Here is an 18,529-nt window from a genome sequence, read left to right on the forward strand (position 1 = left end):
AAGCCAGCTACTGAGCTGACTTTTGTATTAATTAGAATAATCCGATAGCTGTACCGTCTTCAGAAACATCCATATTAAGCGCAGCTGGTTTCTTAGGAAGTCCCGGCATTGTCATCACATCACCAGTTAGAGCAACGATGAATCCTGCACCAGTTTTTGGAACGAATTCACGAATTGTGATGTCAAAGTCTTTAGGTGCGCCAAGTAGTGATGGATTATCAGAGAAACTGTATTGAGTTTTAGCCATACATACAGGCAATTTATCCCAACCAAATTGAGTGAATTGTTTTAATTGGTTTTTTGCTTTTTTACCGAAGATAACTTTGTTACCGCCGTAAATTTCAGTAACGATTTTAGTGACTTTTTCTTCAAGTGAGTCATCATCAGAGTAAAGGCGTTTGTAGTTTGCATTTCCGTTTTCAACAGCGTTTACGACAGCTTTAGCGAGGTCAACACCACCATCAGCACCATTTGCCCATACGCTAGCAAGTTCAACTGGTACATTGATTTCAGCGCAAAGTTCTTTAAGAGCTGCGATTTCAGCTTCAGTATCAGCTACGAATTCATTAATTGCTACGACTGCTGGAATACCGAATTTACGGATATTTTCAACGTGACGTTTGAGGTTAGCGAATCCTGCACGTACAGCTTCAACGTTTTCTTCACCAAGATCAGTCTTAGCAACGCCACCATGCATTTTAAGCGCGCGAATTGTTGCGACGATAACAACAGCATCTGGTGTTGTTGGAAGGTTTGGTGTTTTAATATCAAGGAATTTTTCAGCACCAAGGTCAGCACCAAAACCAGCTTCTGTGATTGTATAATCAGCTAAATGAAGTGCAGTTGTTGTGGCAAGAACTGAGTTACATCCGTGAGCGATGTTTGCAAAAGGTCCGCCGTGAACAAAAGCAGGTGTACCATAGATTGTTTGGACAAGGTTGGGTTTGATAGCGTCTTTAAGAATAAGTGTCAAAGCACCTTCTACTTTGAGGTCACGTACATAAACCGGTGTACGGTCATAACGATAAGCAACAACGATGTTTGCTAAACGTTCTTTCAAATCTTTGATGTCTGTTGCAAGACAAAGGATTGCCATGATTTCTGATGCAACAGTAATATCAAAACCATCTTCACGTGGAATACCATTAACTGGGCTACCAAGACCGATAGTTACATGACGGAGGGCACGATCATTAAGGTCAACGACACGTTTCCAAATGATACGACGTTGGTCAATACCAAGTTCATTACCTTGATGCATGTGATTATCGATAATTGCTGAAAGCGCGTTATTTGCTGTTGTGATTGCGTGCATATCACCTGTGAAGTGAAGGTTGATATCTTCCATTGGAAGAACTTGCGCATAACCACCACCAGCAGCACCACCTTTGATTCCCATAACAGGACCAAGTGAAGGTTCACGCAAAGCTAACATTGTTTTCTTACCAATTTTATTAAGGGCATCAGCAAGACCGATTGACATTGTTGATTTACCTTCACCTGCAGGTGTTGGATTGATTGCTGTTACAAGAACTAATTTACCAGGTTTGTTTTCTTGAACTGATTTGATTTTATCAAAAGATAATTTTGCTTTGTATTTGCCATAGAGTTCAATATCATCGAATGTGACACCAACTTTTTCGACAATTTCTGTAATCGGTTTAAGCTCAACGCTTTGTGCAATTTCGATATCTGATTTCACGGGAAACTCTCCTCTGATAATTTTTGATTGATAAAAACATTATAACACAATTTTTTAAAAACGCACGATATTTCTTAAAATATTTATTAATGTTCGTGTTCAGTGTTTAAAATGGGTTCTTTTTTATTACGAATCATAGTTAAAAACTATATCGTATAACATTCGTTAAACCAATGTTTTATAACTCCTTAACAAAACTAATCGAAATTATAAAATCCTTTTCTTAACTAAAATGCAATAAATAAATGTTCGTGTTTCTCCCAGGTTTTCAGTAAAAAATCCTTTTTTCATTTTAAAAGAAACGTAAACAATTTACGAAATTTTTGTTTTTGTGTACAATAAATCTATGAAAATTTTAATTACATCCGGTGGAACAACCGAAAAATTGATTCTGTCCGTGGTATTACAAATCACGCCACAGGGTCTCTTGGAAAATATATTGCTGAGATTTTTCTAGAAAATGGTCACGAAGTGACTTTGGTTACTACTAAAGAAGCTGTTAAACCAGAAAATCATCCCAATTTGACTATTTGTCTAATCACAAATGTTGAAAGTCTCATATCGACACTTGAGCCGCTTGTAAAAACTAGCGATGTTTTTATTCATGGCATGGCTGTATCTGACTACACACCTGTTTATATGACAGATTTACATGAAGTTGAACAGGCTGAGCATATTTCTGATTTGTTAAAACGTCAAAATACGGAATCTAAAATCTCTTCTAAAGAAGATTATCAAGTGCTTTTTCTGAAAAAAACACCTAAAGTGATTTCTCTGGTTAAATCATGGAATCCTAATATTACACTAATTGGTTTTAAACTGCTCGTTAATGTTTCAAAGGAAGAATTATTTGCAGTGTCGCGAGACAGTCTTCGAAAAAATAAAGCACGATATATTGTTGCAAATGACTTAACAGAGATTAACGGAATGCAGCACCATGCTTATTTGCTTGATACTGAGCACAGTTATGAAGCTAATAACAAAAAAGAAATTGCCAATTTGATTTATGAAAGGGTGGTAAATTATGACTAAAACAATCTTATTAGCTGTATCAGGCAGTATCTCTGCCTATAAATCAGCTGATTTAGCTAACGAATTAACAAAATCTGGTTATGATGTCCATGTCCTAATGACAAAAGCTGCGACGGATTTTATCACACCACTAACACTTCAAGTACTATCTAAAAATGCTGTGCATCTTGATGTCATGAAGGAAGATAATCCAAAGAGCGTTAATCACATTGAATTAGCAAAAAAAGCCGACCTCTTCGTTCTTGCCCCTGCTTCTGCCAATACATTAGCTAAACTTGCACATGGGATGGCTGATAACATTGTCACAGCTACTACTCTGGCTCTTCCAGCAGAAACACCTAAGTTGATTGCCCCAGCAATGAACACAAAAATGTATGACAACCCATTAACACAGCGTAATATTAGTATCTTAAAAGAAGTAGGTTATCAGGAAATCGAACCACGTTCTAGCCTTCTAGCCTGTGGTGATGTCGGTCGCGGTGCCTTAGCTGAGCAAGATGTCATTTTAGAGCGTATTATTAAATCACTTTAAATTTTACACTTGTCAAGACACTTGAAAACAAGTATAATGTATTGGATTTTTATAGAGAGAACTAAAACTCTCTAACCAAAATATCGTTCCTTTAGGAGGAGTTATGAAAAAAAATAAAGCAGCAAGTAATATTGCAACTATCGCAATTTTCTTTGCTATCATGATTGTCATTAACTTTTTAACAAGTTTTATATTCAATCTTTGGCCTGTGCCAATCAAACCAACGCTTATTCACATTCCAGTTATCATTGCATCAATTGTCTACGGTCCAAAAATCGGTGCCACACTAGGAGCTTTGATGGGGGTAATCAGTGTAACAGTTAACACTTTGACTTTACTTCCAACAAGTTACCTCTTCTCTCCATTTGTTGAAAATGGTAATCTTTCATCATTGATTATTGCTATGGTTCCACGTATTTTAATTGGTATCACACCATACTTTGTTTACAAATGGCTTCATAATAAAACTGGAATTGTGATTGCCGGTGCCGTAGGTTCAATGACAAACACAGTCTTTGTTTTAGGAGGAATTTTCTTCTTATTTGCAAATGTCTATAGCGGAGACATTAAAGCATTACTTGCGGTTGTTTTTGGTACTAATGCCATTGCAGAAATGATTATTTCAGCTATTTTAACACTCGCAATTGTTCCAAGTTTACAGAAAATCAAAGCATAAATAATGAAAGATACGTGAAAAACGTGTCTTTTTTGTTCACATGAAGTTAAAAATAAGTTAAAATTTTACTTTACGCAAACGTTTGAGTAACAGACTAAAAACCCCTAAAAACCTTGATTTAATAGTATTTTCAACAATGTTCAGTTTTTTAGTAGAAATATGATTTTTCGTATGTTATTCTATAGTAGAAAAAATCAAAAAAGGAATTTTAAAAATGGATGAAAAAGATCTAAAGCGAATTATCGAAAGTAGGTATAATAGTGTTAGGGCTTTTGCCCTTGAAAACGATATACCGTACACAACAATGCGTTCTATTTTAGAACGTGGTGTAATGAATGCGAAAGCAGAAACTATTTTTAAAATCTGCGATATTCTAGGAATTAATCCAGAAAGTTTCGCTGATAAAAAGCTAGATTGGCAGCCATCAATCGACCTTTCAAATTTGCGTGAAAGAGTCGTAATGTTTGACGGTAAGCCATTATCTGATGATGACGTTAAAAAAATAGAACAAATTATTAGACTTTCGATTGAGGTAATGGGAGATGAAGATTGATGAGCTTTTAAAAGAATATAAAATTTCATTGTTCGTTTTCCCTGCAGGCATGTGGGATAGGTCTGGGTTCTACTTCCCAGACCTAAGACGAATATGCGTTAACGAATCATTGTCTAAACAAGAGCGTGAAAAAGTCATCTTACACGAACTTGGGCATATCAATCATAACCCAAAGCATTACAAGAGACTACTTTTACAATATGAAAATCAAGCTGATAGATTTATGATTCATGAGTTATTGGTTGATTATTTGAAAACGACCGATATTTACGATTTTAATTGGGTTCGCTTTGCTACACAATATGATATTTCTACGACTTGGGGCGAAGCGATGATACAAGACGAATTTAGGAAAATTCAGCAAAGTGTTATTTAAAAATAAGGAGAAAAAATGCAAAAAGATAGCCTTCCATTATATTATAAAAACTGGTTTTTAATTATATTGTTTTTAATAGGTCCAGCTACATTTTATATCACTAGCATTGCAGCGATTGTTTTGATGTTATCTAAAGATGCAGCGTTGCTAACTGTAACAAAAGAAGAACATGCAAAGTATCAAGAAATTCTAGCACAACAACATGAAGCTGATTCTATAGTTATAAACGCCAAAAGTGATGCTAAACAAATCATAAACGATGCTGAAAACATTATAAACGATGCTAAAAAAGATGCTGAAAACATTATAACAGAAGCGAAATAAAAAAAAGAAAAAATCAATGATGAAGTTTTAACGTTAGAAAAAGAAAAAGAAAGATTTGATTTGATTTTATCAGAACATGCAGATGAAGTTTTATTTAAAGAAACTACAGTTGATTTTGCTGATAATATCTCTGCTAACGAAATTAAAAATGAGTTGTCGCTAGAAAAATTAAAAGAAAAAGAGCTGATTAAGAATGATGAAGCAGTTTTAAAAGTTGATCAGTCCAGCACTAAATCAATATTGAATAAACAAGCCAAACAACTATTACGCGCTTTTAATGCAGAAGCTGATTACTACATTTCAAATATAACAATGAGAAATGTCGACAATTATAGGAATAAATTGGCAAAATCGTTTGAAACCTTGAACAGTCTGTTTGCGATTGATGGCGTACAACTAAATCAAAAATTACTTACTTATAAATTAAAACAATTGGATATAGTTTATAAGTTCCAAAAACAACTCGATATTGAGAGAGAGCTTTTAAAAGCTCAAAAAGAAGAAATTCGCGAACAACAAAAAGTTGAAAAGGAACTTCAAAATGCTAAGCGTAAACTCGAGAAAGAAGAAAAACAATTTAACAACGAACTTTCTAAGCTAATGAAATATCTGAATTCTGCTCAAAATGAAGTTGAAAAAAATATTTATGCGGATAAAATCAAAGAACTTGAAGAAAAAATTAAGGTCCTTGAAAAAGATAAGCAGAACGTTCTAGAAAGAGAAACTAATACTCGAGCAGGCTATGTCTACATCATTTCAAATATTGGTTCATTCGGTAAAGATGTTTACAAAATTGGTATGACTCGCCGTTTAGAGCCTATGGATAGAATTTCAGAACTATCTAGTGCTTCTGTGCCATTCCCATTCGATGTTCATGCTCTTATTTTTAGCGAGGATGCACCAGCATTAGAAAACACTCTGCACAAATATTTCAAAAAACAAGAAGTTAACAAAGTAAATCAACGAAAAGAGTTCTTTAAGGTTAATCTCGAAGAAATTAAAGAATTAGTTCATAATGAATATAACAATACTGTCCACTTTACAGATTTAGCCGCTGCCGAACAATATTTCGAAAGTTTGAAAATCGAACAACAAGAAACAGCAGGCTGATAAAACTACGTGCAAAAGACTGAACCACGTTAAAAGCTGGAGAATGGAGAAAAAAAGATGGGATTGTTTGCTAAACGCTGTCCATATTGTAGAAGCACTAATATTCAATTTATGAATCAGGACAGAAAAAATTTCAATGGTTGTGTTGGTTGCATTGGATTTTTAATTTCTTGGCCACTCGTCCTACTTGGACTTGTCGGTAAGAACGGAAAAAACAACTGGCACTGTAATAACTGCGGTAGAACCTTTAAAAGTAAATAATTTTTATCAATTATAGGAGAAATAAAAATGAAAAAAATGTTTTTAGTAATATCTTTATTATTTGTTAGTATTATTGTTGCTGGCTGTGGAACAACATCAACCAAAAAAGAAGTGAAATATTATGATAATGATTTTGTTACTGATTTAGGAAAGGCATTAGATGCCAGATGGAAATATACTGATGATAAAGCAAATGCTGACGTTGTAATGACTGAAGAAGGATACGAAACAGCTACTCAGACAGAGCTTGATGTTATTGAAAAATATCAAGATCTTAAATTTAAAGATAGCAAACTTAAAGAAGCCGCTTTAGCATATATAAATGAACTAAAAAATGGTTTAGAAGTTGCTAAAACGTATGGTTCAGATTCGTTTTATGATAATTGGGAAAAACATTATGATTCTAGAACTTCGAAATTAATTGCAATCAATAATATCAAAAAAATTGAAGTGTCTGAAAAAAACCAAAGTATTTTAGACGAATTGTTAGCATCTGGAAAAGAAGTTCAAACAAAGAACAAAAATGAAGATACAATAAAGTCATTTGCTGACTCTCTCACATTTACATTGGATGAAGCAAATTCAGATGAATCTGCTTCATATTATATCTATACTGCTACTGCTGAAAATACTACTCAGTTGAATTTTGAATATTTATCTCTAAATATCAAGTTAATTGATAATCAGGGAACTACCGTTGATACTCAACCAATTTATGAAAATAACTGGACTGCTAACGAGAAACGAAACCTTGAATTTATAACAAATAAAACTTTTTCAACTATTCAAATTACAGTAAATGATTATAGTTTAGAAGATTAAAGCTAACAACGTACAAATGTTCTTTTTAAGCTAAACAGTTAGAAGGGATATTGATTTATGACTAACCATTTTAGGGAACTTGTTCAAGAACTACTTGAACATATCGATAACAATCCATTAACTAATGAACAAATTGAAAAAATCGAAAAATGGGTTGAGGAGAATAAAAAGCAATATTAAGTTTTTTAGGAGAACACATGGATGAAACTAAATATATTTCAGAAAGGATAGCATGGAAAATTTAGCAAAACGATTAGTCGATAAAAGTATTGAAGCTTTTATCATGGGGCTTGAAATCTATAATAAGCCGACTATTAAATATCGGATTGAAGGCTTTAGTTTCTTTATTTGTAACGCTTGGGAGTTGATGTTAAAGGCTGAATTATTAAATAGAGGGGTTCCTATTTACTTTCCTGATAGCGATCGAACAATTAGTTTAGAAAATGCAATTCGAAAAATTTACACTGATAAAAAACAACCTTTGAGAATCAACCTAGAAAAAATTATAGATTTACGAAACACAAGTACTCACTTCATTACTGAAGAGTACGAAACAATCTATGCTCCGTTCTTTCAATCCTGCGTATTGAATTTTTCAGAACAAATTAAAAGATTTCATAATATTGATGTCACAGACCATATTGCGCAAAATTTTCTCACTCTTTCTGTAAACTTAAATGTTTTAACTAATGAAGAAATCCGTGGAAAATATTCCCAAGAAATGGCTGAACGTTTAATTAGTAATAAAAACGAATTGGAGTTTTTAGCAACTAATAATTCATCTAATGATTTATTTATTCCAATCAGACATGAATTTGTCCAAATAAAAGATAAAGCCAAAGCTGACTTTACTTATGCAATCGCTCCTGAGTCTGATACAACTGCAAAGATAATTACTAAACTGCAGGATCCAAATGATAAATATAAACTTACGCGAAAAAATGTCATTGATTCAATTAATAAGCAACTTCAAACTAAAAAAATCTCCTTCAACTATCAGACAGTCAAGGGAGATAAAGTTTTTAATGAGTATACACTAAATTTAATTATGGATTTCTACAATTTAAAACAAGATAATAGATATTGCTATCAATTCGGCGTCACAAGGAGGTATTCTCAGCAACTGGTTGAATTCGTACTGGAAAAAATAAAAATTGATTCTGACATCATTAACAGTATTTTAGTAACAAAAAAAAGATAACCCCAGGGTCATAGGAATTCTAAGCTTACGCCTACTCCCATTCGGGAACCCAGAGCTAATCCTTCACAAGTTATCTTTGTTAATTATATTCTAACATATTCACTAAAAAAGTACAATAAAAATCCCCTACACTCCCTGTCGCCAAACTTAGAGTGTAAGGGTTAGATGATAAACACGAAAAAACAACTTAATTGATTACTTAAAAAATTGGAAATGGAAAAATCCAGGTTCGTTGCTTTCCGCTTATTTAATTTTATCAAAAAAGGTGGTGATGTCAAGAATTTCTCTAAGTTAAAAAAGCCTTGTCCAGAAGCTATTTTTTAACAAAGGAGAAAATAATGAAATACAATAAAACAAAATATTCAAACATTTATACATATGAAACTAAAAAAGGCAAACGCTACTACGTTCGCCGTAACTTTAAATTAAACGGTAAGAAAAAAGAGGCTAGCGCTAGCAATTTAAAGACACTTGCCGAAGCTAGACGCGCGCTTGCTGAAATTGAAAATAAAATAGCAAATAACGAGTATGATTCAAAGAAAAACATGACGGTCAATGATTACTGGGAAATATACAGCGAGAACCGTATCAAAACAGGCCGCTGGGCACCAGACACTGTTGTCTGTAAAATGAACATTTACAACAGAAACTTTGCCAAAAAATACGGAAATATGAAACTAAAAGACATTGATCGTCTTGAATATGAAAAATATATGACTGGATTATTGAAGAGGTTAACCCGCTCATCTGTAAGGCAGATTAATTCCGTTTTTGAAGCGATGCTCAACGACGCTGTGGTGAATGGTTATTTAGATAAAAATCCAGTTTTCAAAATTTATATCGGTGAAAGTAAAAACCCGCCCAAAAACAAAAGAATTTCTTTAGACGAGTTTCGTGAATGGGATGCATGCGCTAGAAAATTATTATCTAAATATGAATACACGATGGTCAGGCTTACTTATTTCGGTCTTCGAAAAAGCGAAGTCCTTGGAGTTAAGTTAGGTTCGTTAAAGCTGGTTGGCACACGTTTTAAAATACTCTTAGATGAGAGTCGAACTTCTTATCGTCCAAACGGAAAAGGCATGAAAACTAAAAATTCTGAACGATATATAGTTGTCGACGAAGAAACAACTCAGCTGTTAAAGTTTGCCATTAAATTTTCTCGCAAATTAGCCAAAGAATCAGGCCGCATACTTAGCAAGAATAGCTTCCTTTTTTTGGACACTGGGAAAAAAACTAAAAAAACATGGGGCAACCAGTTGCTTGTTCACGAATTTATGGTTTGTTTAAAAAAGTAAACGAAGCTTATGGCGGGCACATAACACCTCACATGATGAGACACTTCTTCGCTACACAAGGCCAAATAGCTGGCGTGCCCGTTGAACACATGGCTGCTGCGTTGGGACACTCAACAGCATACATGACCCAAAAATACACACATATCAAAGACGAGGTAGCAAGCGAGGTTACCGATTCGTTCTTGCGAGCGATTAAGTGAAATTTCCCCGTATTTGTCCCCGCCATCGCACCCACCTATACCTGAAAATAGCTGATTATTCTTGCTTTATCCCCAAAAAACGCTTTTAAAATAACGCTAAAGTGCGGTATTGAAAGTTGTCGTAAAAATCTCATTTTTTTAGTAGAAAAATGTTTCACAAAGTGGTATAATGAAAGCGTTTATAGGATTATAAAAAGGAGTTCCATTAATGACTTACACTGAAAACTATCAAAAATGGCTTGACTTTGCAGGTCTTCCGGACTATCTTCGTGAAGAATTGCTAGCCATGGATGAAAAGACAAAAGAAGATGCTTTCTACTCAAACCTTGAGTTTGGTACAGCAGGTATGCGTGGTGTTATTGGCGCTGGTACTAACCGTATCAATATCTATGTTGTGCGCCAAGCAACTGAAGGTCTTGCTAAACTTATTGAAACAAAAGGTGAAGATGTTAAAAAACGCGGTGTTGCAATCGCTTATGACTCTCGCCACTTCTCACCTGAATTTGCATTCGAATCAGCTCAAGTATTAGCTAAACACGGCATTAAAGCTTATGTTTTTGAATCACTTCGCCCAACTCCAGAATTGTCATTTGCCGTTCGTCACCTTGGTACTTTCGCAGGTATCATGGTAACAGCAAGTCACAACCCTGCTCCATTTAACGGATACAAAGTTTATGGTGAAGATGGTGGACAAATGCCACCTGCAGATGCTGATGCTTTGACTGACTTTATTCGTGCAATCGAAGATCCATTCTCAATCGAGTTAGCTGATCTTGATGAAAGTAAAGCTTCTGGTCTTATCGAAGTAATCGGTGAAAATGTCGATGCTGAATACCTTAAAGAAGTTAAAGATGTTAACATCAACCAAAAATTGATTAATGAATACGGTAAAGACATGAAAATTGTCTACACTCCACTTCACGGTACTGGTGAAATGCTTGCACGTCGTGCACTTGCTCAAGCAGGTTTCGAATCAGTTGAAGTTGTTGAAGCTCAAGCTGTTCCAGATCCAGACTTCTCAACTGTAAAATCACCAAACCCTGAAAACCAAGAAGCATTTGCTCTTGCTGAAGAACTTGGACGTAAAGTTGATGCTGACGTTCTTGTTGCAACTGACCCTGATGCTGACCGCCTTGGTGTTGAAATCCGTCAAGCCGATGGTTCATACCGTAACCTTTCAGGTAACCAAATCGGTGCAATCATCGCTAAATACATTCTTGAAGCTCACAAAACAGCTGGAACTCTTCCAGAAAATGCGGCTCTTGCTAAATCAATCGTATCTACTGAATTGGTAACTAAGATTGCTGAAAGCTATGGCGCTAAAATGTTTAACGTTTTAACTGGTTTCAAGTTCATTGCTGAAAAAATTCAAGAATTTGAAGAAAAACACAACCACACTTACATGTTTGGTTTTGAAGAAAGCTTTGGTTACCTTATCAAACCATTTGTTCGTGATAAAGATGCCGTTCAAGCTGTTCTCATCGTAGCTGAAATTGCTGCTTACTACCGTTCACGTGGTCTAACTCTTGCAGATGGTATCGAAGAAATCTATAAAGAATATGGATACTTCGCAGAAAAAACTATCTCTGTAACTCTTAGTGGTGTTGATGGTGCTGCTGAAATTAAGAAAATCATGGATAAATTCCGTGACAACGCTCCTTCTCAATTCAATTCAACTGACATTGTTAAAACAGAAGACTTCTTGGCACAAACAGCTACTAGCGCTGATGGCGTTGAAAAACTTACAACACCACCAAGTAACGTATTGAAATACACACTTGCTGATGATTCTTGGTTGGCTGTTCGTCCTTCAGGAACTGAACCAAAAATCAAATTCTACATTGCAACTGTTGGTTCTGACTTGGCTGATGCTGAAGCTAAAATCGCTAACATCGAAAAAGAAATCAACGCTTTTGTTAAATAATTACTATAAACACCTTCTACAATACCAAAGAAGGTGTTTTTTCTTTTTCTTTACTATCACCCCCCCATTTTACATAATTATATTTACGAACAAAAAAGAGCAACACCAGGGAGAAAGTGTTGCTCTTTTTTTGTATTTTTAAGAGAGTTTATAATTATATGAACAATTCTTTAAATCTTACCTGATAACCAAGAAAAGACAAAGAATAGCGCAAAACCGAATAGGTAAATCAAACCAATAATTGATAGTACTTTTAACCAAGGTTTGATTTGGTGATCTTTGTTATTGACCAATGAATAATTCAAATAAGCAAAGAATGGTGTTGTAATAAATGATGCGACCATTGCGAAACGGAGCATTGTAGCAACATTACCTGCAAATAGATAAACAATTACAAGACCAATTGCTGCTGTCAAAGAAACCCAAATCGGCAACGCCTTTGGAGATAATTCTTTTTTGCCAAGAAGCAATCGAAGTGATTCGTTGTTGGCACGTGAGTAGCCATCAATTACGGTAATTACTGTTCCAAAGATACACAAGAATGCAATCAAAGTAATCAAAACACGTGACCAGCAACCGAAGACTTTAGCATACATGTTTACAAATTGTGAAATGTAAGCTGCTGATGCTGCTTGTACTTCTTCTCCTGACCCAAACTGAATCAAAGCACCTAAAGCACAGAAGATAAGCGCTAGGATAGCTGTACCAATGTAACCGATATTGAAGTCGAAAACAGCATCTTTTTCTGACATTTCTACCGTTTTTCTCTTTTCAACAGACCACATTGAGTTAATTGCTGAAATTTCAATTGGACAAGGCATCCATCCCATCAAAGAAACGATAAATGGAAGTGCAGCCATGCGCCAAGGTGTAGGTGCTTCAAAGTTTGGAGCGTATTCACGGTGTTTAAAAAGAGCGATGACAACTGCTAGAACTGTTGCGAGCGTCAAAACTGTCATGACACATTTTGCAAGTGTATCAAGGAAACGATAGCCACCAATTAGCAACATTGCCCAAATAATGGTAATTATAATCGTTGTCAACTGGGAAATGCTCAATCCAAGTCCATTTGGAAAAATATCAAATAAAATAGCTGCACAAAGGATACCAACACCTGCTGTATTAACGATTGCTGAAAAGACGTTCAGTACAAAGAAAATTGTAAGCCAGACTTTTCCTTTTTCGGCATACCCTTCAATAAGACTTTTGTTATTTTCCAGTGTATACTGAGAGCCGAAACGGAAAAATGGGTATTTAAAAATATTTATCAAGATAATCAGCAAAGCAAGTTGCCAGCCATAAATAGCCCCTGCTTGTGTTGAAGATACAATGTGAGAACCACCTACAGCTGCTGAAGCCATTAGGATACCAGGACCTAAGGCTTTAAGCTTGGTGTGCCAATTTGATTCTTGTTCTATGTTTTCAGTCATAAAACAAACCTCTTTCTAAACAAACTTTTCAATATTCAGACAATTCTGAAATATGTAAACCCTATTTTACAACTCAAGTTAACTAAAGTCAATACATTTTGTGAATTTTCTGAAAAATTGAAAACGTATTTTTTAGAAAGAAAAAAGGAAAGAACTGAAATAGTTCTTTCCTCATTAGTTTTTACTTAATTAAATAAGTTGTTAAAGAAGTTTACGATTGCTTGCCATATGTTTGCTAAGAAACCTTTTCCTGATTCCAAAGCATTTGAGGCATCGAAATTCAAATTAATCCCTTTAAATGATGAACCAGCATTTGATACGATACTATCTTTTAAAGATGACAATGCAGATTTGAAACTGCTGCTATTAATAATATTTGAATTTGAAAGTTTAAAAGCAAAGTTCACAATCATATTGATTTGGTTATTTGATAGCACATCTTTCAGTTTATAGTTTTCAAGCGTATCATCAACAATTTGACGAACTTCATCCTTAGTGACATCTGATCCGGCGTCTGCTACTGCTGATTTGATATCAGTAAGAGCGACGTTTAATTTATCAGCATCGTAACCGTCTGTTCCTTGGTTTTCTGAGTTGATAGTTGATAGTGTATTCAACTCTTCTTGAGCTAATTTTTTACTTTCATCTGAGACTTTGGCACCATTTTCTTCCAGAGAATAGTAAATACCAGCAAGTGCAGATTCACCTGTTACAGGAATTGGTGAAGCAACAGTAATTGCTGCGTGTTCAATTCCTAGTGTCACAGCTGCATTTCGATACATATCTGAGGTAACTTTTGTGATGTTTTCAGGTGTCACAATGTTAACAGTCAGTGTTTCTGATGATCCCAATTTTTGAATTTTAACAGATGAATACAATTGCAAACTTGGATCATCTGCGACGTCCATAATATTAGCGTAAGCTGTTGTCGTGATAGTCTTCAAATTAGTATCTTTAGAACTATCATATCCAAGCAAAGAAAGAGTTTGATTACGTTGGTCTTCAGATAATGAATAGCCTAAAACGTAATCTGGTTGAACATAAGTCTCATCAATAACATTTTGAACAGAATTACTTGCTGCTTGTACATTTCCCATTGTAAAAACAGAAAACAAGGCTAGCGCACAAGCTGTTAAAGTTTTCTTAAATTTCATTTCTAATTAATTCCTTTCACTTAGGTATTTAATTATATCACTTATTATTTAAAGCGTCAGAAAAAAACTGTACTAGTTACTCATGAAGTTCTAATGGCAAACCATCTGGATCAAAGAAAAATGTCATTTTTTTACCAGTATAATCATCATGACGAATTGGTTGGACATAAATTCCCATTGATTCAAGTTCTTCTTTATGAGCTTCGATGTTTTCAACATAAAAAGCTAAGTGTCGAAGTCCGCAAGCTTCCATGTGATACTCAGGTTGACCAACACGTTTTGGCGGAGCAACATATTCTGGATCAGATAGCTTATTACCAAAAATTTCCAACTCAATAGAACCACATTTCAAATCAAGTTTGTAATCATGACGTTCTGGACGATGATTTTCACGAATCACTTCAAAACCTAATTTATTGACGTAGAAATCGCGTGATTTATCATAATCTGAAACGATTAAAGCCACATGGTGAACAGCAGTTAACTTCATACTAATAAATTCTCCTCACTTTAGAGTGTAAGTTTGTAAAAAAGCTGAGCATAAAACTTACTCCCAGTTTTTTCTTTAAAATGTCATTTGATTATAAGAATAAGCAAAGGCTTTATGGATATCATCTGAAGCTTGATCATAAGCAACAGATGATTCTAAGTTACCTTTAACAACAATCCGACCAGTTGCCTGCTGGTCAGTACAAGTCACCAATGTGACCTCTGCTTGACCAGAATTGTCATTTAAAACATCCGACCGGTTAGGTGTTACTGAAAAGACCTCAGAAATAACATAAGAGTAAATATTTGTTTTATCTGTAAGATAAATTTTCATACCAACTTTAGCGTTTTCTAGGGGTGAAAACAGCATTTTCGAAGAACCTGTAATCCCAAAAACATGGTGGCTTGCAAGCGCATAGTTATTTTGCCCGCCCATAACTTGTTTTTCTTTCATCGTTCCTGCACCGTAAGATAATTCTACATTGCCAAGTCCCTTAAAAATTGGTAGGTTAATACCAACATCTGGTATTGCAATACCACCAATTACAGGGAGATTTGCAACTTGTGATTGAGATTCAATAACAGATTGTAATGATATAGGTTCAACAGCTGAAAAATCATAAGTGACATTAGCTGATTCGTTCTTCTTGATTTTCTTTTTAGAAACTTTAGTGATTTGATAATTATTAGATTGATGACCAATCAAATAATTACAAATCGATTTGTTAAAAATCAAAGCAAGACCTACAAGCAGTAAAATCAAGCATACTAAAATTCTTATGAAGTTAAAAAAATGATGTGTTTTCTTCTTTTCTTTTTTCATTCGCTTATTATTCTTCTACTTCTTCAGTTTCTTATTCTTCTTCAGCTTGAACAAGGGCGAGTGTCATAATTTTAGCATTTTCATCAAGGCGCATAATCTTAACACCGAGTGTCGCACGACCAGTTTGTGAAATATCAGCAACGTTTGTACGAATCATTACACCAGTATCAGTGATAACCATGATGTCTTCGTCGCCGTTAACAGTTACTAGACCAGCTAGTTTACCGTTCTTTTTAGTGATATTTACAGTTTTAATACCTTTACCACCACGGCCCTTTGTTGGATATTCAGAAGCTAGTGTACGTTTACCATAACCCTTTTCTGTGATAACCAGAACTTCTTGATCATTAGTAATACGAGAAGCTCCGACAACTTCGTCACCCTCACGTAGGTTAACACCACGAACACCTGTAGCTGAACGACTCATGCTACGAACAGATGATTCATTAAAGCGTACGCTGTATCCTGTCTTCGTACCGATAATGATGTCGTCATCACCATTTGTACGAATAACATTAATCAACTCATCACTTTCTTTAAGGTTAAGAGCTTTCAAACCATTTTGACGGATATTGCTAAATTCAGATTCTTTTGTACGTTTAACAACACCTTGACGTGTTACAAAGAATAGATAATTTTCTGTTTCGTCATTACCTTTTTCACTGATAATCGTTTGAACAGTTTCACCCTCGTCAAGTTTTAACAGGTTAACAATTGGTAAACCTTTAGCTGTACGACCGTACTCAGGAATTTCATAACCTTTCAAACGGTATACGCGTCCTTTATTTGTCATGAAGTAAACATGATCATGTGTATTGGTTGATACTAGCTCACGAACAAAATCATCATCGTTAACACCGGTACCTTGAACACCACGTCCACCACGTCTTTGAGCACGGAACTCATCTTGAGCCAAACGTTTGATGTATCCTTTGTTAGAAAGAGTGATTAAAACATCTTCTTCTTCAATCAAATCTTCATCTTCAATAGAAAGAACTTCACCAACCATCAATTCAGTACGGCGTGGGTCAACGTATTTACGCTTAATTTCATCCATTTCTTCTTTGATGATTGTAATGACACGGTCTGGTTTAGCTAAAATATCAGCCAAATCAGCAATCAAAGCAAGAAGGTCATCATATTCAGCTTGAATTTTCTCACGTTCCAAACCTGTCAATCGACGAAGACGCATATCAAGGATTGCTTGACTTTGACGTTCAGACAAATTGAAACGGCTCATCAACTCGCTTTGAGCAATTACATCTGTTTCGCTATTACGGATAATGCTAATAACGTCATCAAGATGGTCAAGTGCGATTAACAAACCTTCTAAAATGTGCGCCCGTTTTTCGGCTTTAGCTTTATCAAATTCAGTGCGACGAACAATGACTTCTTTTTGGTGCTCGATATAATCAATGATGATTTGTTTCAAAGAAAGAATTTTTGGAACACCATTTTCAATAGCAAGCATGTTAAAGCTGAAGTTAGTTTGCAAACTTGTCAATTTGAATAAGTTGTTCAAAATAACATTTGCTGACGCGTCACGACGAACTTCAATGATGAAACGAACCCCTTCACGACTTGACTCATCGCGGACAGCTGTAATTCCTTCGATACGTTTTTCTTGTGCTAGACGAACAATGTGTTCGTGTACTTTAGTTTTGTTAACACCGTATGGGAATTCTGTAACAACAATGCGTTCACGACCACTCTTAGTTGTTTCAATTTCTGTACGTGAACGAAGAACGATTGAACCTTTACCAGTTTCGTAGGCTTTACGAATACCAGATTTACCCATAACAAGTGCTCCAGTAGGGAAGTCAGGTCCAGGCAACACTTCCATCAATTCACGTGTTGTGACATCCGGGTTATCCATAACCAACTTAACAGCATCAATTGATTCTCCCAAGTTGTGTGGTGGAATATTTGTTGCCATACCAACAGCAATACCTGTAGCACCGTTAACTAGCAAGTTTGGAAAACGTGCTGGCAATACTAACGGTTCGCGTTCACTACCATCATAGTTATCTTGGAAATCAACAGTATTTTTGTTAATATCACGAAGCATTTCTAGAGCGATTTTACTCATACGTGCTTCTGTATAACGTTGTGCGGCAGCGCCGTCACCATCCATTGAACCAAAGTTTCCGTGTCCGTCAACTAGCATGTGGCGGTAGCTCCACCATTGTGCCATACGAACCATGGCTTCATAAATTGATGAATCACCGTGTGGGTGATATTTACCCATAACATCCCCGGTGATACGTGCAGATTTTTTATGTGGTTTATCTGGCGTTACACCGAGCTCATTCATTCCATAGAGGATACGGCGGTGAACTGGTTTTAATCCATCGCGCACATCAGGAAGAGCACGAGCAACAATAACAGACATGGCGTAATCAATAAAGCTTGTCTTCATTTCTGAAGTTAGATTAACGTCAATTAAATTCTTATCCTGCATTAAGGAAAAACACTCCTTTTCTAGTGTAAAACTCAATTATATTATACCATATTTTGCTTATTAAACACACTATGACCACCTGTTTTTGTCTGTACAAAGTCAAAAATTTAAGTTCAACTTTTGACTTTGTAACGAAGATTTTATTCCTTTTTAAAATACTT

At 35.2% G+C, this 18,529-nt stretch carries 19 protein-coding genes and 1 pseudogene; 14 read left to right on the top strand and 6 right to left on the bottom strand.

The window, feature by feature from the left end:
- Nucleotides 1-31: 31 nt before the first annotated feature.
- Nucleotides 32-1,702 carry a formate--tetrahydrofolate ligase gene (locus HMPREF0819_RS02240; protein ID WP_004231700.1) on the bottom strand — a complete coding sequence of 557 codons (1,671 nt, stop codon included), beginning with the start codon at nucleotides 1,700-1,702 and terminating at the stop codon, nucleotides 32-34.
- A 346-nt stretch (nucleotides 1,703-2,048) separates the two neighbouring features.
- Between HMPREF0819_RS02240 and HMPREF0819_RS02245 the strand changes: the two are divergent.
- From HMPREF0819_RS02245 to HMPREF0819_RS02305, 14 genes and pseudogenes are all read left to right on the top strand, one after another.
- Nucleotides 2,049-2,734: pseudogene (locus HMPREF0819_RS02245) on the top strand (phosphopantothenate--cysteine ligase).
- Nucleotides 2,727-3,266: a phosphopantothenoylcysteine decarboxylase gene (gene coaC, locus HMPREF0819_RS02250; RefSeq protein ID WP_004231706.1), complete on the top strand. Its 540-nt coding sequence runs from the start codon at nucleotides 2,727-2,729 to the stop codon at nucleotides 3,264-3,266. Before HMPREF0819_RS02245 ends, coaC begins: the two are co-directional and overlap by 8 nt.
- A 103-nt stretch (nucleotides 3,267-3,369) precedes the next feature.
- Complete coding sequence (locus HMPREF0819_RS02255) at nucleotides 3,370-3,942, top strand: ECF transporter S component (RefSeq protein ID WP_004231707.1); 573 nt, start codon at nucleotides 3,370-3,372, stop codon at nucleotides 3,940-3,942.
- 214 nt (nucleotides 3,943-4,156) lie between these two features.
- The gene (locus HMPREF0819_RS02260) at nucleotides 4,157-4,495 is read left to right on the top strand and encodes a helix-turn-helix domain-containing protein (RefSeq protein ID WP_004231708.1); all 339 of its coding nucleotides are present in this window, start codon (nucleotides 4,157-4,159) and stop codon (nucleotides 4,493-4,495) included.
- Nucleotides 4,485-4,871 carry an ImmA/IrrE family metallo-endopeptidase gene (locus tag HMPREF0819_RS02265; RefSeq protein ID WP_004231709.1) on the top strand — a complete coding sequence of 129 codons (387 nt, stop codon included), beginning with the start codon at nucleotides 4,485-4,487 and terminating at the stop codon, nucleotides 4,869-4,871. Before HMPREF0819_RS02260 ends, HMPREF0819_RS02265 begins: the two co-directional genes overlap by 11 nt.
- 15 nt (nucleotides 4,872-4,886) lie before the next feature.
- Nucleotides 4,887-5,195, top strand: coding sequence for an ATP synthase subunit B family protein (locus tag HMPREF0819_RS09255; RefSeq protein ID WP_004231711.1), 309 nt, complete (start codon nucleotides 4,887-4,889; stop codon nucleotides 5,193-5,195).
- 60 nt (nucleotides 5,196-5,255) lie between these two features.
- On the top strand, nucleotides 5,256-6,305 hold the full coding sequence (locus HMPREF0819_RS02270; RefSeq protein ID WP_004231713.1) for an SNIPE associated domain-containing protein: 1,050 nt from the start codon (nucleotides 5,256-5,258) through the stop codon (nucleotides 6,303-6,305).
- Between the two features lie 57 nt (nucleotides 6,306-6,362).
- Nucleotides 6,363-6,566 carry a hypothetical protein gene (locus HMPREF0819_RS09490; protein ID WP_044023275.1) on the top strand — a complete coding sequence of 68 codons (204 nt, stop codon included), beginning with the start codon at nucleotides 6,363-6,365 and terminating at the stop codon, nucleotides 6,564-6,566.
- Nucleotides 6,567-6,593: 27 nt separating this feature from the next.
- Nucleotides 6,594-7,388, top strand: a complete 795-nt coding sequence (locus tag HMPREF0819_RS02280) for an FxLYD domain-containing protein (RefSeq protein WP_004231717.1) — start codon at nucleotides 6,594-6,596, stop codon at nucleotides 7,386-7,388.
- Nucleotides 7,389-7,445: 57 nt separating this feature from the next.
- Nucleotides 7,446-7,568 carry a hypothetical protein gene (locus tag HMPREF0819_RS02285; RefSeq protein WP_004231719.1) on the top strand — a complete coding sequence of 41 codons (123 nt, stop codon included), beginning with the start codon at nucleotides 7,446-7,448 and terminating at the stop codon, nucleotides 7,566-7,568.
- Nucleotides 7,569-7,620: 52 nt separating this feature from the next.
- Nucleotides 7,621-8,589 (top strand): DUF3644 domain-containing protein, encoded by a 969-nt coding sequence (locus tag HMPREF0819_RS02290; protein ID WP_004231721.1) that lies wholly within the window; start codon nucleotides 7,621-7,623, stop codon nucleotides 8,587-8,589.
- Between the two features lie 338 nt (nucleotides 8,590-8,927).
- The gene (locus HMPREF0819_RS02295) at nucleotides 8,928-9,887 is read left to right on the top strand and encodes a tyrosine-type recombinase/integrase (RefSeq protein ID WP_004231723.1); all 960 of its coding nucleotides are present in this window, start codon (nucleotides 8,928-8,930) and stop codon (nucleotides 9,885-9,887) included.
- Nucleotides 9,836-10,087, top strand: coding sequence for a site-specific integrase (locus tag HMPREF0819_RS09260; protein ID WP_237393041.1), 252 nt, complete (start codon nucleotides 9,836-9,838; stop codon nucleotides 10,085-10,087). The genes HMPREF0819_RS02295 and HMPREF0819_RS09260 overlap by 52 nt, the downstream gene beginning before the upstream one ends.
- A 208-nt stretch (nucleotides 10,088-10,295) precedes the next feature.
- The gene (locus tag HMPREF0819_RS02305; RefSeq protein WP_004231726.1) at nucleotides 10,296-12,011 is read left to right on the top strand and encodes a phospho-sugar mutase; all 1,716 of its coding nucleotides are present in this window, start codon (nucleotides 10,296-10,298) and stop codon (nucleotides 12,009-12,011) included.
- A gap of 170 nt (nucleotides 12,012-12,181) precedes the next feature.
- On the opposite strand, the gene HMPREF0819_RS02310 is transcribed toward HMPREF0819_RS02305, so the two are convergent.
- From HMPREF0819_RS02310 to gyrA, 5 genes are all read right to left on the bottom strand, one after another.
- Nucleotides 12,182-13,441 carry an NRAMP family divalent metal transporter gene (locus HMPREF0819_RS02310; RefSeq protein ID WP_004231728.1) on the bottom strand — a complete coding sequence of 420 codons (1,260 nt, stop codon included), beginning with the start codon at nucleotides 13,439-13,441 and terminating at the stop codon, nucleotides 12,182-12,184.
- Nucleotides 13,442-13,626: 185 nt separating this feature from the next.
- The gene (locus HMPREF0819_RS02315; protein WP_004231730.1) at nucleotides 13,627-14,595 is read right to left on the bottom strand and encodes a DUF1002 domain-containing protein; all 969 of its coding nucleotides are present in this window, start codon (nucleotides 14,593-14,595) and stop codon (nucleotides 13,627-13,629) included.
- Nucleotides 14,596-14,671: 76 nt separating this feature from the next.
- Nucleotides 14,672-15,085, bottom strand: coding sequence for an SMU1112c/YaeR family gloxylase I-like metalloprotein (gloA2, locus tag HMPREF0819_RS02320; RefSeq protein WP_004231735.1), 414 nt, complete (start codon nucleotides 15,083-15,085; stop codon nucleotides 14,672-14,674).
- A 75-nt stretch (nucleotides 15,086-15,160) separates the two neighbouring features.
- Entirely contained in the window at nucleotides 15,161-15,907 is a 747-nt protein-coding gene (locus HMPREF0819_RS02325; RefSeq protein ID WP_004231737.1) for a class A sortase, read from the bottom strand.
- A gap of 31 nt (nucleotides 15,908-15,938) precedes the next feature.
- Nucleotides 15,939-18,368: a DNA gyrase subunit A gene (gene gyrA / locus HMPREF0819_RS02330; RefSeq protein ID WP_004231739.1), complete on the bottom strand. Its 2,430-nt coding sequence runs from the start codon at nucleotides 18,366-18,368 to the stop codon at nucleotides 15,939-15,941.
- Nucleotides 18,369-18,529 lie beyond the last annotated feature (161 nt).

This window comes from Streptococcus equinus ATCC 9812 (assembly GCF_000187265.1).
GTDB classification, from domain to species: Bacteria; Bacillota; Bacilli; order Lactobacillales; family Streptococcaceae; genus Streptococcus; species Streptococcus equinus.